At 73.2% G+C, this 14,507-nt stretch carries 16 protein-coding genes; 10 read left to right on the top strand and 6 right to left on the bottom strand.

The window, feature by feature from the left end:
• Nucleotides 1-6: 6 nt before the first annotated feature.
• The 3 genes from C8D89_RS16755 to C8D89_RS16745 all read right to left on the bottom strand — a co-directional run bounded on the left by C8D89_RS16755 (nt 7) and on the right by C8D89_RS16745 (nt 3,235).
• Nucleotides 7-1,143 carry an Mrp/NBP35 family ATP-binding protein gene (locus C8D89_RS16755; RefSeq protein ID WP_116709257.1) on the bottom strand — a complete coding sequence of 379 codons (1,137 nt, stop codon included), beginning with the start codon at nt 1,141-1,143 and terminating at the stop codon, nt 7-9.
• A gap of 168 nt (nt 1,144-1,311) precedes the next feature.
• Complete coding sequence (locus C8D89_RS16750) at nt 1,312-1,935, bottom strand: DUF1003 domain-containing protein (RefSeq protein WP_116709350.1); 624 nt, start codon at nt 1,933-1,935, stop codon at nt 1,312-1,314.
• Entirely contained in the window at nt 1,928-3,235 is a 1,308-nt protein-coding gene (locus tag C8D89_RS16745) for a magnesium transporter MgtE N-terminal domain-containing protein (RefSeq protein ID WP_116709256.1), read from the bottom strand. Before C8D89_RS16745 ends, C8D89_RS16750 begins: the two co-directional genes overlap by 8 nt.
• A gap of 211 nt (nt 3,236-3,446) precedes the next feature.
• On the opposite strand from C8D89_RS16745, the gene C8D89_RS16740 reads away from it, so the two are divergent.
• The 4 genes from C8D89_RS16740 (at nt 3,447) to mgtE (ending at nt 7,724) form a co-directional block, all read left to right on the top strand.
• Complete coding sequence (locus C8D89_RS16740) at nt 3,447-4,406, top strand: HpcH/HpaI aldolase/citrate lyase family protein (protein ID WP_116709255.1); 960 nt, start codon at nt 3,447-3,449, stop codon at nt 4,404-4,406.
• A 118-nt stretch (nt 4,407-4,524) separates the two neighbouring features.
• A complete protein-coding gene (locus C8D89_RS16735; protein WP_116709254.1) occupies nt 4,525-5,718 on the top strand; it encodes an acyl-CoA dehydrogenase family protein in 1,194 nt (397 codons plus the stop codon).
• A 99-nt stretch (nt 5,719-5,817) separates the two neighbouring features.
• Entirely contained in the window at nt 5,818-6,339 is a 522-nt protein-coding gene (locus C8D89_RS16730) for a YflT domain-containing protein (protein WP_116709349.1), read from the top strand.
• A gap of 47 nt (nt 6,340-6,386) precedes the next feature.
• Nucleotides 6,387-7,724, top strand: a complete 1,338-nt coding sequence (mgtE, locus tag C8D89_RS16725; protein ID WP_116709253.1) for a magnesium transporter — start codon at nt 6,387-6,389, stop codon at nt 7,722-7,724.
• Nucleotides 7,725-8,055: 331 nt separating this feature from the next.
• Here the strand turns inward: mgtE and C8D89_RS16720 are convergent, their stop codons facing one another.
• Nucleotides 8,056-9,180, bottom strand: a complete 1,125-nt coding sequence (locus tag C8D89_RS16720) for a magnesium and cobalt transport protein CorA (protein WP_116709252.1) — start codon at nt 9,178-9,180, stop codon at nt 8,056-8,058.
• Between the two features lie 315 nt (nt 9,181-9,495).
• On the opposite strand from C8D89_RS16720, the gene C8D89_RS16715 reads away from it, so the two are divergent.
• Nucleotides 9,496-10,029 (top strand): MaoC family dehydratase, encoded by a 534-nt coding sequence (locus C8D89_RS16715; protein WP_116709251.1) that lies wholly within the window; start codon nt 9,496-9,498, stop codon nt 10,027-10,029.
• On the opposite strand, the gene C8D89_RS16710 is transcribed toward C8D89_RS16715, so the two are convergent.
• Nucleotides 10,026-10,472, bottom strand: coding sequence for an NUDIX hydrolase (locus tag C8D89_RS16710; protein WP_116709348.1), 447 nt, complete (start codon nt 10,470-10,472; stop codon nt 10,026-10,028). The genes C8D89_RS16715 and C8D89_RS16710 overlap by 4 nt on opposite strands.
• 110 nt (nt 10,473-10,582) lie before the next feature.
• On the opposite strand from C8D89_RS16710, the gene C8D89_RS29315 reads away from it, so the two are divergent.
• Genes C8D89_RS29315 through C8D89_RS16690 form a run of 5 tightly spaced genes read left to right on the top strand, consistent with a single transcriptional unit; the run spans nt 10,583 to nt 13,526 of the window.
• Complete coding sequence (locus C8D89_RS29315; RefSeq protein WP_165825748.1) at nt 10,583-10,741, top strand: hypothetical protein; 159 nt, start codon at nt 10,583-10,585, stop codon at nt 10,739-10,741.
• 31 nt (nt 10,742-10,772) lie between these two features.
• A complete protein-coding gene (locus C8D89_RS16705) occupies nt 10,773-11,324 on the top strand; it encodes a PH domain-containing protein (RefSeq protein ID WP_116709250.1) in 552 nt (183 codons plus the stop codon).
• The gene (locus C8D89_RS16700; protein WP_116709249.1) at nt 11,321-12,187 is read left to right on the top strand and encodes a PHP domain-containing protein; all 867 of its coding nucleotides are present in this window, start codon (nt 11,321-11,323) and stop codon (nt 12,185-12,187) included. Before C8D89_RS16705 ends, C8D89_RS16700 begins: the two co-directional genes overlap by 4 nt.
• A gap of 29 nt (nt 12,188-12,216) precedes the next feature.
• Nucleotides 12,217-13,071, top strand: a complete 855-nt coding sequence (locus C8D89_RS16695) for a RecB family exonuclease (RefSeq protein WP_116709248.1) — start codon at nt 12,217-12,219, stop codon at nt 13,069-13,071.
• Nucleotides 13,068-13,526, top strand: a complete 459-nt coding sequence (locus C8D89_RS16690) for a hypothetical protein (protein ID WP_133251933.1) — start codon at nt 13,068-13,070, stop codon at nt 13,524-13,526. Before C8D89_RS16695 ends, C8D89_RS16690 begins: the two co-directional genes overlap by 4 nt.
• Nucleotides 13,527-13,532: 6 nt before the next feature.
• Here the strand turns inward: C8D89_RS16690 and C8D89_RS16685 are convergent, their stop codons facing one another.
• Entirely contained in the window at nt 13,533-14,489 is a 957-nt protein-coding gene (locus C8D89_RS16685) for an alpha/beta fold hydrolase (protein WP_243418169.1), read from the bottom strand.
• Between the last annotated feature and the right edge of the window lie 18 nt (nt 14,490-14,507).

The following is a 14,507-nucleotide window of genomic DNA, read 5'->3' as shown; positions in this document are numbered from 1 at the left end:
CCGAGCTCAGCGGCCCGCGGGCGAGATGTTCAACGACATCCCCGCGAGGCCGCGGGAGCGGACCGAGAGCTTCTCGGCGACGGCGCGCAGCGCCGCGCCCGCGGGCGAGTCGGGCTGGCTGAGCACCAGCGGGACACCCGCGTCGCCGCCCTCACGCAGGCGGGTGTCGATCGGGATCTGGCCCAGCAGCGGCACGGAGCCACCGACGCTCTTGGCCAGCGAGTCGGCCACCACCTGACCGCCGCCGGAACCGAACAGGTCCATCCGCGAGCCGTCGGGCATGTCCATCCACGACATGTTCTCGACGACACCGGCCAGGCGCTGGCGGGTCTGCAGCGAGACCGCCCCGGCACGCTCGGCCACCTCCGCGGCGGCCTGCTGCGGGGTGGTGACCACGAGCAGCTCGGCGTTGGGGATGAGCTGGGCGACCGAGATGGCGATGTCGCCGGTGCCGGGCGGCAGGTCCATGAGCAGGACGTCCAGGTCGCCCCAGAAGACGTCGGCGAGGAACTGCTGCAACGCGCGGTGCAGCATCGGCCCGCGCCACACCACGGGGGTGTTGCCCGGGGTGAACATGCCGATCGAGATGACCTTCACGCCGTGGCTCTGCGGCGGCATGATCATGTCGTCGACCTTGGTGGGCCGGTCGTCGGTGCCGAGCATGCGCGGCACCGAGTGGCCGTAGATGTCGGCGTCGACGACGCCCACCGACAGGCCCTTGTCGGCCATGGCGGCGGCCAGGTTGACCGTCACCGACGACTTGCCGACCCCGCCCTTGCCGGACGCCACGGCGTAGACCCGGGTGAGCGACCCGGGCTGGGCGAACGGGATGACGGGCTCGTCGGCGTCGCCGCGCACGGTCTTGCGCAGCTCGCGACGCTGCTCGTCGTTCATGACGTCGAGGTCGACCGAGACGGCCGTGACGCCGGAGACCGCCGACACCGCGGTGGTGACGCGGGAGGTGATGGTCTCCTTCATCGGGCAGCCGGCCACGGTGAGGTAGACGCCGATCTCGACCTTGCCGTGGTCGAGGACGTTGATGTCCTTGACCATGCCCAGTTCGGTGATCGGACGGTGGATCTCGGGATCCTCGACACCGGCCAGTGCGGACCGGATCGCGTCGACGGACGGTGCTGCGGCCATCGGACCCTTCTTGTCTCGGCGGACGGCGGTCCCGGGGAGGAATCCGCACTCCAGGCCGGGGGACGGCGGCGCTTCGGCCACCGTCGGCTCACCACCATGCTACGTGTCCGTCGGCAACGCTCGCCCCGTGCGGGGAGCGTCCCCCGTCACGCCCTGCTCACGGCGCGCTCACCGCCCGTTGGCGCGCTCCGCGTCCACCGACAGCGCGCGTTGTTCGAGCGCGCGGACCAGCGCGCGCTCGACGGCGTCGTCCAGCGACCGGTTGACGGCGCGGTCGACGGCCTTGCCCACCGCCTTCTCCAGGCTCTTGTCCGACTTGCCGGTGCCGTCGCCCCGCGCCCCCCGGACCTGCTCGAGCTCGCCGCGCAGGTAGTCGCGGGTGACCACGTCACCGAGCTGCAGGCGCATCGACGCGAGCTCGCGGGCGAGGTACTCGGTCTCGGCGGAGAGCCGCCCGGCGCGCGTGCGGTCCTCCTCCAGGGCCACGCGGTCGCGGTCGTCCTGGCGGTTCTGCGCCAGCAGGATCAGCGGCGCCGCGTAGGCGGCCTGGGTGGAGAAGGCCAGGTTGAGCAGGATGAACGGGTAGGGGTCCCACTGCAGGCTGATCGCGAAGACGTTCAGCACGATCCACGCGACGACGAGCACCGACTGCCACAGCAGGAACGTGCCGGTGCCGAGGAACCGGGCGAGGCGCTCGGCGAACCGCGCGAACCACTCGGTGTCGACGGTGAGGCGCAGCCGGGCCGTTCCGGCGGGCTGGTCGAGGCGGCGGCGTGGGGTGGGCTCAGGCACGGCGGCCTCCCGGTGTCGGGGCCGGCGGGGTCGGGGCGGCCCCCGCACCGGGAGGGCGCGCCGGCGGCTCCGGGTCGGGCTGGGAGCGCCAGTCCTCGGGCAGCAGGTGGTCGAGGACGTCGTCGACGGTGACGGCGCCCAGCAGGTGCCCGCCCTCGTCGATGACGGGGCCGCACACGAGGTTGTAGGTCGCGAAGTACCGCGTGACCTCGGCCAGTGAGGCCTCCGGCCCGAGGCGGGTGAGCTCGGAGTCGAGCACGCCCGCGACCAGCTCGGACGGGGCCTCGCGCAGCAGGCGCTGGGCGTGGACGCAGCCGAGGTAGCGCCCGGTGGGCGTCGCCGAGGGTGGCCGGCAGACGAACACCATCGACGCCAGCGCCGGGGTGATGTCGGGGTTGCGGACGTGCGCGAGCGCCTCGGCGATCGTCGCCCCGGGGGCCAGGACGATCGGCTCCGGGGTCATCAGCCCGCCCGCGGTGTCCGACGAGTAGGTCAGCAGGCGCCGCACCGACTCGGAGTCCTCGGGCTCCATGAGGCCGAGCAGCTCCTCGGACTCGGCGCCGGGGAGGTCGGCGAGCAGGTCCGCGGCGTCGTCGGGGTCCATCTCCTCGAGCACGTCGGCGGCGCGCTCGGTGGACAGGTGCCGCAGGAGGTCCTGCTGCTGCGCCGAGGGCAGCTCCTCGAGGACGTCGGCGAGCCGGTCGTCGCCCAGGCCGTCGGCGACGTCGTGGCGGCGCCGCTGCGGCAGGTCCATCAGCGCGTGCGCGATGTCGGCGGGGCGCATGTCCTCGAACGTCGCGAGCAGCTGCTCGGTGCCCTGGCCCTCCTCCGACAGCGACAGCCCCGACACCGCGGCCCACGGCAGCACCTGCACCGGCCCGCGCCGGCCCAGCCGCCCCACCAGCTCGCGCACCGCCAGCCGCGTCACCAGCCAGTCGCGGCTGCGCTGGTGCTCCATCAGCACGTCGACGACGACGGCGTCCGCGTCGTGGTCGACGACGCGGACGCGTGCGTCGAGCATCTCGCCGACGACCAGCACCTCGTTGGGACGCTGGGCGAACGCCCGCAGGTTCACCTGGCCGGTCGCCAGCGTCACCGCGTTCGCGTCCACCGCCGTGACCCGCAGCATCGGGACGAAGATGCGCCGGCGCGACCCGACGCCGACCACGAGCCCGAGCACCCGGGGTGGCCGCGGACCCACCGAGACCGCACAGACGGCGTCGCGGACGCGCCCGATGCGCTCCCCGTCCGGGCCCAGGACGGGCAGCCCGACCATGCGCGCCACGAACACCCTGGTCATGGCGGTAGTCACGGCAGCAGGCTAACGGTCTCCGAGGGCCGGTCGTGCCGTGCGGCTGTATCGAGACGGATCCTCGCCGGGGTGAGAGGGTCGCCACCTCGACCGATGGTGCGTGACCACCCGTGTCAGCATCGGCCCCCAGCAGGCGGCACGGAGCGCGGCGGAGCTGACGCGCCGGAGGCCGATCGCAGACGAGGAGGTCAGCAGCCAAGTGAGTGTGGAGAACCGTCCCCGCCGGTCGTGCCTGGCGGTGCCCGGGTCGAGCCAGAAGTTCATCGACAAGGCCCGCACCCTGCCCGCCGACCAGATCTTCCTCGACCTCGAGGACGCCTGCGCCCCGCTGGTGAAGCCCGAGGCGCGCAAGACGATCGTGGCGGCGCTCAACGAGGGCGGCTGGGAGGGCAAGACGCGCGTCGTGCGCGTCAACGACTGGACCACCGAGTGGACCTACCGCGACGTCACCGAGGTCGTGGAGGGCGCCGGGGCCAACCTCGACGCGATCATGCTGCCCAAGGTGCAGAACGCCGAGCAGGTCCAGGCGCTGGACATGCTGCTCACCCAGATCGAGAAGACGATGGGCTACGAGGTCGGGCGCCTCGGCATCGAGGCCCAGATCGAGAACGCACGGGGGCTCAACAACGTCGTCGCGATCGCCGAGTCGTCGCCGCGACTGGAGACGATCGTCTTCGGCCCGGCCGACTTCATGGCCTCGATCAACATGAAGTCGCTGGTGGTCGGCGAGCAGCCCCCCGGCTACACCGAGGGCGACGCGTACCACTACATCCTCATGCAGATCCTCATGGCCGCGCGGGCCAACGACCTGCAGGCCATCGACGGGCCCTACCTGCAGATCCGCGACGTCGACGGCTTCCGCCGCGTGGCGAACCGGGCCGCGGCGCTGGGCTTCGACGGCAAGTGGGTGCTGCACCCCGGCCAGATCGACGCCGCGAACGAGACGTTCTCGCCGTCGCAGGAGGACTACGACCACGCCGAGAACATCCTCGACGCCTACGAGTGGTTCACCTCGGAGGCGGGCGGCGCCAAGGGCTCGGCGATGCTCGGCGACGAGATGATCGACGAGGCCTCGCGCAAGATGGCGCTGGTCATCGCGGGCAAGGGCCGTGCCGCCGGCATGACCCGCGGCGAGCGCTGGACGCCGCCGGAGAGCTGATGCCTTGGGCCTCCGGCCTCGTGAGTGCTCGTCCGTGCTGGGGCACGGACAAGCACTCACAACCACCGAGCCGGGGCGCATACTGGCCGGTAACCACTCACGAGCAGGAGCACGACGCATGGCACGCCTCGCCCAGACCGCCGGCCTGACCGATGTGCAGCAGGAGATCCTGTCCACGGTCCGCGACTTCGTGGACAAGGAGATCATCCCGCACGCCCAGCAGCTCGAGCACGACGACGTCTACCCGCAGGACATCGTCGACGGGATGAAGGAGATGGGCCTGTTCGGGCTCATGATCCCGGAGGAGTTCGACGGTCTGGGCGAGTCGCTGTTGACCTACGCGCTGGTGGTCGAGCAGATCGCCCGCGGGTGGATGAGCGTCTCCGGCGTCATCAACACCCACTTCATCGTGGCCTACATGCTGCGCCAGCACGGCACGCCCGAGCAGAAGGCGCACTACCTGCCGAAGATGGCCACCGGTGAGATCACCGGCTCGTTCTCGATGTCCGAGCCCGACCTGGGCTCCGACGTCGCCGCGATCAAGACGAGCGCCAAGGCCGATGGCGACGACTACGTCGTCAACGGCGCCAAGATGTGGCTGACGAACGGCGGGTCCTCGAACCTGTCGGCGGTGCTCGTCAAGACCGACGAGGGCGCCGAGAAGCCGTACCAGAACCTGACGACGCTCCTCGTCGACAAGGAGCGCGGGTTCGGCAAGGTCGCCGAGGGCCTCAGCATCCCCGGCAAGATCGACAAGATGGGCTACAAGGGCGTCGACACCACCGAGATGGTGTTCGAGGGCTTCCGCATCCCGCAGTCGCAGGTCCTGGGCGCGGCACCCGGCAAGGGCTTCGCCCAGATGATGGACGGCGTCGAGGTCGGCCGCGTCAACGTCGCCGCCCGCGCCTGCGGCATCGCCATCCGGGCCTTCGAGCTCGGCATCGAGTACGCCCAGCAGCGCTCCACGTTCGGCAAGCCGATCGCCGGTCACCAGGCCATCGCGTTCAAGCTCGCCGAGATGGCCACCAAGGTCGAGGCCGCGCACCAGATGATGGTCAACGCCGCCCGCCTCAAGGACCGCGGCGAGCGCAACGACGTCGAGGCCGGGATGGCCAAGATGCTCGCCTCGGAGTACTGCAAGGAGGTCACCGAGGAGTCGTTCCGCATCCACGGCGGCTACGGCTACTCCAAGGAGTACGAGATCGAGCGCCTCATGCGCGAGGCGCCGTTCCTGCTCATCGGCGAGGGCACCTCGGAGATCCAGAAGACCATCATCAGCCGCGGTCTGCTCAAGGACTACAAGCTGCGCTGATCGGCGGTACCGTCTCGCGTCACATCGGCACCCGGCTCGGGCACTCCCGGGCCGGGTAGACCGTTGTACGGGACGGAACCGTCGAGAGGACAGCGAGGAATCGTCGTGACTGCGCCGTTCACCGGGAACCGCCCCGGCGCCCAGCCGGGGCTGCCCAATCTCCCCGAGCCGCCGTCGGGCTGGCCGGTGGGCTCCTACGCCAAGTACGAGGAGGCCCAGCGCGCGGTCGACCACCTGGCGGACAACGAGTTCCCCGTCGCCGACGTCACGATCGTCGGCGTCGACCTCATGCTCGTCGAGCGGGTCATCGGCCGCCTGACCTGGGGCCGCGTGCTGCTCACCGGGGCGGCGTCCGGCGCGTGGCTCGGTCTGTTCGTGGGCCTCGTGCTCTCGCTGCTCTCGCCCACCGGCGGGCTGGCGTCGATCCTCACCGGCCTCGTCATCGGTATCGTGTTCGGCGTCGTGTCCGGGGCGATCACCTACGGCGCCTCGCGCGGCCGGCGCGACTTCACCTCACAGAGCCAGCTCGTGGCCGGCCGTTACGACGTCCTCTGCCAGCCCCGCAACGCCGAGAAGGCCCGCGACATGCTGGGCAAGCTGGCGATGGGCACCGAGGGCTGACAGGGCCGCGGCCCCGGACGGCGCGGTAACCCCGCGGGGACGATGCCATGACCTCGCTCGGGGACCTCGCGGCGCGCGGGGACCTGCGCGGCGTGCGTGAGCGGCTGGACGAGCTCGACGTCACCGAGATCGTCGAGATCGTGGCGGCCGAGCTCGGTCGGCGCGGCGGTGGCGCGGCGGCGTCCCTCTTCCGGTCCCTTCCCAAGGACCTCGCGATCGCCGTCTTCGAGGCCCTCGAGCCGCCCCTGCAGGGTGACCTCGTCGGTCGGCTGCGGGACGAGACCGAGATCAAGGTCCTGCTCGAGGGGCTCGACCCCGACGACCGGGCCGAGCTGCTCGAGGAGCTGCCGGCGAAGGTCACCAAGCGGCTGCTCTCGGGTCTGAGCCCCGGCGAGCGCTCGATGACCGCGGCGTTGCTCGGGTTCCCGGCCGGCTCGGTGGGTCGGCGGATGTCGCCCGAGGTGGCGACCGTGCCGGAGACCGTGACCGTCGGCGAGGCGCTGGAGCGGGTCCGCCGCGAGGGGGACCGGGCCGAGACCATCTACCTCGTCCCGGTGGTCGGCGAGGGACGCCGGCTGGTCGGCGTGGTCTCGCTGCGCCGGTTGCTGGTCACCGGCCGGGACGTGCCGGTGCGCGACGTGTGCGCCGAGCCGGTGTCGGTCCTCCCGGAGGACGGCGAGGAGACGGCGGCCCGCACGGTGCGCGAGAACGGGCTGATCGCGCTCCCGGTGGTCGACCACGAGCGGCGGCTGCTCGGGGTGTTCACCGTCGACGACGCCATGCGCGCCCTCGAACGGGCCGAGAGCGAGGACTCGGCGCGCGGAGGAGGCACCGAGCCGCTGCGCCGGCCCTATCTCTCGGCCGGCGTGCTGCGCGTCGTGCGGTCGCGCATCGGATGGCTGCTCGGCCTGGTGGTGGGCGCCACGCTCACCGTCACCGTGCTGGACTCCTTCGAGGACGCCCTCGAGCAGGTGGTGGCGCTCGCGCTGTTCGTGCCGCTCCTCATCGGCACCGCCGGGAACGCCGGCGCGCAGGCGGCGACCACGGTGGTCCGCGCCATCACCACGGACGACCTGCGGCTGCGCGACCTCGGGCGGGTGGTCGGCCGCGAGCTCGCCACCGGCTTCCTGCTCGGCGCCGGCCTGGCCGTCGTCGGGTTCGGGCCGGCGTGGTGGTTCGTCGGTCTCGACATCGCGGTGGTGCTGGCGCTGACGGTGGTGGCCATCTGCATGCTCGCCACCGGCACCGGGGCCGCCGTGCCGCTGGTCGCCCGCGCGGCCGGGGTGGACCCGGCAGTGGTCAGCGCCCCGTTCATCACGACGTTCGTCGACGCCACCGGCCTGATCATCTACTTCACGACGGCGACACTGCTCCTCGGGCTGTGAGGAACTGAGGCCGCGGGCGGGGGTGGCACACGGGGTGTTGCCAGCAATGCGGCTTTGCTGGCACTCAATGCCAGGATCGCCACATCTTCGCGAGCGCGACGCGCCGGAGCACGACGACCACGGGCGTGTGGACATGCTCTCGACCGAGCGCTCGCGACGGGTGAGCCCCTTCGCCGGGCTCGTGCGACGCGACTCCGGACCGACGGGTTCCCCGCCCGTTCGCCCGGCGCTCGGGGCCGTATCCGCTGACGAGGGCAACCTCGGCCCCCCACCAGGGGCTGTGCGCGCTTGTCCGTGCCCCAGCACGGGCAAGCACGCACGAGAGCGGAGCTCAAAGCCAGCGGTTGCGACGGAACGTCCGCCAGAGCGTGCCGCAGATCAGCAGGATGAACAGCAGCACGGCGGGATAGCCGAACTTCCACTGCAGCTCGGGCATGAACTCGAAGTTCATGCCGTAGATGCCGGCGATCATGGTGGGCACCGCGAACAGCGCCGCATAGGACGTGATCTTGCGCATGTCGTTGTTCTGGCGCAACGTGATCTTCGCGAGCACGGCGTCGACCAGCGTGGTGAGCAGCTCGTCGAACGACGAGACGCGCTCGGCCACGGTCGCGAGGTGGTCGTCGACGTCGCGGAAGTAGCTGCGCACCTCCGACGGCACGAGCGGCGAGTAGCCCTCGGTGAGCCGGCGGATCGGCGCCACGAGCGGCGTGACCGCCCGGCGCAGCTCGAGGACCTCGCGCTTCATCAGGTAGATCTGCTCGGCGCCGACGTCGCTGTAGGGGGCGAAGACCTCGGTCTCCATCGTGTCGATGTCGCCCTCGACGCCCTCGGACACCGCGAGGTAGGCGTCGACGATGTGGTCGGCCACCGCGTGCAGCACGACCGCCGGGCCGAGCGCGAGGTGCTCGGGGTCGGCCTCGAGCTCGCGGCGCACGCGGCGCAGCCCCGAGTGCTGGCCGTGGCGCACCGTCACGACGAAGTCCCGACCCAGGAACACCATGAGCTCGCCCGACTCGACGATCTCGTTCGCGGTCGTCGGCGACGCGTGCGCGACGTAGCGCATGGTCTTGAACACCGAGAACAGCATGTCGTCGGACTGCCCCGCCGCTCCGCTCGCCCCGGAGTAGCGCTCGATCTTCGGGCGCTGGTGGGCGTGCACCGCGTCCTCGACGGCGAGCGGGTGCAGCCCGAACACCTCGGCGATGTCCTGGATCTGCTCGGCGTCGGGCTCGTGCAGCCCGATCCAGACGAAGCCCTCCTCGCGCCGGCGCACCTCGGCGATGGCGTCGCGGTGGTTCCACCGGCCCTCGAGGCGCTTGCCGTCGACGTAGACGGCGCAGTCGACGACGAACGCCGCCAGGGGCACGTGCGGGACACGCGGGTCCTGGGGGCGGAGCCGCCCGGGACGGATCACGCGGGAACCGGCGTTGCGCAGCGTGGGCAGGCTGGGCATGGGGACCTCCGGGGACCGGACGCGCAGGTGGGGGCTGGCCTCTCTCGTGGGCTCACGTGGAGCCTCGATGCCACCGCGTCCCTCCCCGGGGTACCCGCCGGCGCGGTCAGCGCGCGGTCGTCGCGGGGGAGGGGACGCGGCCCGTACTGGAGGGCAGGGCGTCGGCCCTGCTCGAGGAGTCGTCCACGTCTCACCTCCCTGGCCTCGCACGACACGGCGCCGGACGATCCGTCATCCTAACGACCTTCGTCGACGGCGCCGGACGGAGGACCCCGGCCGGGCCGTCTCGCCCAGAGACGTTCAGGAGGCGGATCCGTGCAGTTCGGTCGGTACTTCGAGGAGTTCGAGGTCGGTGCGACCTACAAGCACTGGCCGGGCAAGACGGTCACCGAGTACGACGACCACCTGTTCTGCCTCATCACGATGAACCACCACCCGCTGCACCTGGATTCCCACTACGCGGAGGGCACGCAGCAGGGGCGCAACGTCGTCGTGGGCAACTACGTGTACTCGCTGCTGCTGGGCATGTCGGTGGCCGACGTGTCGGGGAAGGCGATCGCGAACCTCGAGGTCGAGTCACTGCGCCACGTCAAGCCGGTGTTCCACGGCGACACGATCTACGGCGAGTCGACGGTGCTGGACAAGAAGGAGTCGTCGTCGAAGAACGACCGCGGCGTCGTCCAGGTCGAGACGATCGGCTACAACCAGGACGGTGTGGTGGTGTGCATCTACCGCCGCAAGGTGATGGTGCCCAAGCGCCCGGCGTCCGAGGGCAGTGACGAAGCCCGCTCCGACCAGATCTTGGCTGAGGCCGAGCAGCCCCGCCGTCCCGTCCCCCGGCGCGACTAGCGCGGCAGGCAGTCCCACCCCCGCAGGGCGACACCGAGCCCGGAGACCAGCTCGCCGGCGGCGTCGAGGGCATCGAAGGCGGCGGCGTCGACCCAGCGGGCGTCGGCGGCGTCGTCGCCCGCGCGGGGGACGGCGGCGGGGTCGAGCGGGCGGCAGCGGAAGTCGTGGATCGCGAAGATCCGGCCGTCGGGGGCGGGGCGGCGCACGGTGCCGACCTCGTCGCCCACCGCCACCCGCAGCCCCGTCTCCTCGGTGACCTCACGGGCCGTGGCCTCGGCGGCGGTCTCGCCCGGCTCGACCCGCCCGCCGGGCAGCGACCAGCGGCCGGCCTCGGGATCGCGGCCCCGCCGGACGAGCAGGACACGGCCGTCCGCGTCGACGACGATGCCCCCGACGCAGGGAATCTCGGGCGACGCGCCGGGCGCACCCCGGGGGTCACGCATCGTCACACCAGTTCACCCTAGTATCACCCCGTGCCGGATTCCCGTCCCGGCCCGGACGAGCCCATACTGCCGACGACACACGTCGACCCGACCTACCGCGAGGAACACTGGTGAACGCGAAGAAGTTGGGCATCATCGCGGGCGTCGCGTTCGCGCTCTTCTTCGTCATCTCGCAGCCACAGGGCTCGGCCGACCTCGTGCTCAGTATCCTGACGATATTGGGTGACGCGGCCGCCGCCGTGGTCGAGTTCATCCGCGCCCTCTTCTGAGGCGCGCCCGCTCGAGGTCGGGAGGTCCGACGTGCTGGCACCCCGCGAGGTGGACGAGTACGTCCTGCCGACCGAGCGCCGTGTCATCCGCTTCCGGCGCCACTGGGCGGTGATCGTCGGCGAGGTGCTGCAGGCCGTCGTCCTGTTCGTCCTGCTCGCGCTCGGCGCCGCGTTCCTGCCGCAGAACGTCGTGCTGGACAACCTCTTCTGGTACGGCGCCCTGCTCGTGCTGCTCAAGACCAGCTACAAGGTCAGCGAGTGGTGGGTCGAGAAGGTCGTCGTCACCGACAAGCGGGTCATGCTCACCAAGGGGATCATCACCCACCAGGCCGGCATGATGCCGCTGACCAAGGTCACCGACCTCACCTTCGAGCGCAGCCTGCTCGGCCGCATGCTCGGCTACGGGACGATGGTCATCGAGTCGGCCGGTCAGATCCAGGCGCTCAACCGCATCGACTACCTGCCCGACCCCGAAGAGGTCTACGAGGCCATCTCCGAGTTGGTGTTCGGCGACAAGCGCCAGACCCGCTCGTACACGCTGCCCGGGTCGGGCTTCGGCGGCGCGCGCGGTCGTCGACGGTGAGCCCGCGGATCGACCTCCACACCCACTCCACGGCCTCCGACGGCACCGACACCCCGGCCGAGCTCGTCGCGGCCGCGCACGCCGCCGGGGTCACGGTGCTCGCGCTGACCGACCACGACACCACGGCGGGCTGGGACGAGGCCGTCGCGGCGCGGCCCTCCGGCACCGCCCTGGTCCGCGGTGCCGAGTTCTCCACCGAGAGCCCGGACGGGCGCGGCGGCACCGTGACCGCGCACCTGCTGGGCTACCTGTTCGACGCCGGGGCGCCGGAGATCCTCGCGGAGCAGGAGCGGCTGCGGGCCTCGCGCCGCGACCGGGTCCGGGCGATGGGGGAGCGGATGGCCGCCGGCGGGCTGCCCGTCGACGCCGACGGGCTGCTCGCCCGGCTGCCCGCCGACTCGCCGGCCGGGCGCCCGCACCTCGGGCAGGCGCTGGTGGACGCCGGCGTCGTGGGCTCGGTGTCCGAGGCCTTCGCCGACATCCTGCGCAAGGGCGGGCCGTACTACGTCGAGAAGGAGAACACGCCGATCACGACGGCGATCGCGATGATCCGCGCGGCGGGCGGCGTGCCGGTGTTCGCGCACCCGTTCGCGCGGCGGCGCGGGGACGTCGTGGAGGCCTCGGTGCTCGCGGACCTCGCCCGCCAGGGCCTGGCGGGCATCGAGGTCGACCACCCCGACCACTCTCCCGCCGACCGCGCCACGCTGCGCGACGTGGCCGCGGCGACAGGGCTGCTGGTGACGGGCTCGAGCGACTACCACGGCACGAACAAGGCGACGCCGATCGCCGCGGAGACCACGGCACCGGCGGTGCTCGACGCCCTCGTCGCGCGGGCGACGGGCGCCGAGGTGCTGGAGGGCTGAGGAAGGCGCAGCGCCTAGGGTGAACGGCGATGAGCATGCAGCTGGGTCTGGACGGCATGCCCGCCCGCCTGGTCCGCGTGACCCCGTCGCGCCTCGCCACCTGGGAGGACTGCCGGCGCCGGTACCGCCTGACCTACCTCGACCGGCCGGCGCCGCCGCGGGGCGGGCCCCGCGCGGCGAGCACGCTCGGCGCCGTGGTGCACAACGCCCTGCACGCCGTGTTCGGCGAGCCGCCGGCCCGGCGCAGCCCCGCGCGTGCCGCCGCCGAGGTCGATCGTCGCTGGTCGGACGAGGGCTTCCGCGACGACGCCCAGGCGGCGGTGTACCGCGAGCGCGCCCGCGGCTGGGTGTCCGACTACGTCGAGCGCCACGCCGTCGCCGACGCCCCGGAGCCCGCCGGCGAGACGGTGGGCCGCGAGCGCTGGCTCAGCGCACCCGTCGGCACGATCGTCGCCGAGGGCCGCGCCGACCGCCTCGACGATCGCGACGGCGAGATCGTCGTCGTCGACTACAAGACCGGCCGGCGGGTGCCCGACCGCGACGACGTCGCCCGTGCGCCGGCGCTCGCGCTCTACGCCCTCGCGGTGCGCCGGGTGCTGCGCCGGCCGTGCCGGCGGGTGGAGCTGCACCACCTGCCCAGCGGCACGGTGGCGGCCGCCGACCACGACGAGGACACCCTCGCCGCGCACCGCGCGCGGGCCGAGGCGTCCGCCGCGGGGCTCGCGGAGGCCGCGGACGCGCTGGAGGCGGCACCCGGGCGCGCCGAGGCGCTCTTCCCGCCCGCCCCGGGGCCGCGCTGCGCGGCCTGCGACGTGCGCCGGCACTGCCCGGAGGGCCGCGCCGCCGCGCCGCCCGACGCCGCGTGGGCCGGGCTGGCGCCGTGAGCCACGCCCGCCCCGAGCCCCCCGAGAGGCGGCCCTGGCCACCGCGCGAGGCCCCGACCCGCCCGTACGGCGGCGGGACGCCGCGACGGGGCCGGCGTCCCACCCCGCCGTCGGGATTCCCCGCGCCGGCGCCCGGGTTCTCGACGGCGGGCATCCCGCGGGCCGAGCGCCGCGACCGCCTCGCCCGGCCCCGCCGCCGGCTGGTGGGCCTGGCCCGGGTGCTCGCCGGGGGCCTCGTCGTCCTCGCGGTCGTGGTGCTCCTCGCGCCGTCCCTGCTCGGCGGTCCCGGACCGGGCACCGACACGGTCGTCGGCCACGTCGTCGGCGCCGTCCTCGCCGTCGGCGCCACGGCCGTCGCGGCCCACCCGCGCACCCCCTCGGGACCGGCGGTCGCGGCCGCCGCGGCGGTGCCGGCGCTCCTGCTGGTCGTGCTGTGGTCCTTCTGGTGGGCCTGACCCGCCTCAGCCCAGGTCGTCGCGCAGCCAGGTCCGCCACGTCGGGAGGAGGACGTCGAGCAGCGCCGCCGGGTTCTCGACGTTCGGGGCGTGCGCCGCGTCCGGCACGGCGGCGAACTCCGCCTCGAGCCGGTCGGCCATCGAGCGCTGCACGCTCACCGGCCAGGCGTCGTCGTCGAGCCCGCACACGACCAGGCACGGGATGCGTCGGGCGCGTGCGGCCGCGACGAGCTCGGCGGTGCGGTCGGGCTCGGCGCGCAGCGCGTCACCCTTGCCGAGCAGGCCGGCGGGGGCGGAGCGCAGGAGGCGCTCGCGCAGCAGCGCCACGACCTGCGGGTCGGTCGACGACCACTCGCCCGACGCGTCGCGCAGCTCCACGACGGCCTCGAGGCCGCGGCGACGCAGGACGGGTTCGAGGACGTCGAGCGCGGTGCGGCGCCGTCCCATGGGCAGCTCGCTCGGTCCGGAGTCCATGAGTGTCAGCCCGCGCACCGGGGCGCCCGCGATCACCGCGGCGCGGGCGACGAGCCCCCCGAACGAGTGCCCGAGCAGCAGCACGCGGCGCCCCGTGGCGACCTCGCCGGCGACGATCTCGGCGAGTACGGGCCCCAGCTGAGACGGCCGGTAGTCGGCCTCGGCGTCGGGGCCGGGGGACTCGTACTGGCCGGGCAGGTCGATGGCGAGCACGCCGATGCCGGCCGCCGCGATCGGGTCGATCAGCGGGGCGAAGTCCTCCTTCGAGCCCGAGTACCCGGGCACGAGCAGCGCCGTCGTCGGCGGCCCGCCCACCCCGGCGTCCCCGTCCGGGTCCGCGCGCAGCGCGGCGAGGGGCCCCGGCCGCGCGTCGACGCTCACCCGCCGCGCCCCGTGCGGATGGCACTGCGCCTCACCACGCGCCGGCGCGACGGTGGCCGGGGTGGCGTCGGGCGGGTGCGCGGCGTCGGGGTCGTCGGGTGGGCGCACCCCGGTCACTCTGCCGCA

Origin of the sequence: Actinomycetospora cinnamomea, assembly GCF_003096675.1 — a bacterium.
In the GTDB taxonomy this organism is placed as follows: domain Bacteria; phylum Actinomycetota; class Actinomycetes; order Mycobacteriales; family Pseudonocardiaceae; genus Actinomycetospora; species Actinomycetospora cinnamomea.
The sequence above is the reverse complement of the archived record's forward strand: the minus strand, read 5'-3'. Positions and strand labels throughout refer to the sequence as shown.

Bases quoted from the DNA above. Each gene is read 5' to 3' on its own strand.
- C8D89_RS16720 (WP_116709252.1), bottom strand. From the start codon at position 9,180: ATGCCCAGCCTGCCCACGCTGCGCAACGCCGGTTCCCGCGTGATCCGT.
- mgtE (WP_116709253.1), top strand. From the start codon at position 6,387: ATGACCTCGCTCGGGGACCTCGCGGCGCGCGGGGACCTGCGCGGCGTG.
- C8D89_RS16745 (WP_116709256.1), bottom strand. From the start codon at position 3,235: ATGACCAGGGTGTTCGTGGCGCGCATGGTCGGGCTGCCCGTCCTGGGC.
- C8D89_RS16695 (WP_116709248.1), top strand. From the start codon at position 12,217: ATGAGCATGCAGCTGGGTCTGGACGGCATGCCCGCCCGCCTGGTCCGC.
- C8D89_RS16710 (WP_116709348.1), bottom strand. From the start codon at position 10,472: ATGCGTGACCCCCGGGGTGCGCCCGGCGCGTCGCCCGAGATTCCCTGC.
- C8D89_RS16735 (WP_116709254.1), top strand. From the start codon at position 4,525: ATGGCACGCCTCGCCCAGACCGCCGGCCTGACCGATGTGCAGCAGGAG.
- C8D89_RS16755 (WP_116709257.1), bottom strand. From the start codon at position 1,143: ATGGCCGCAGCACCGTCCGTCGACGCGATCCGGTCCGCACTGGCCGGT.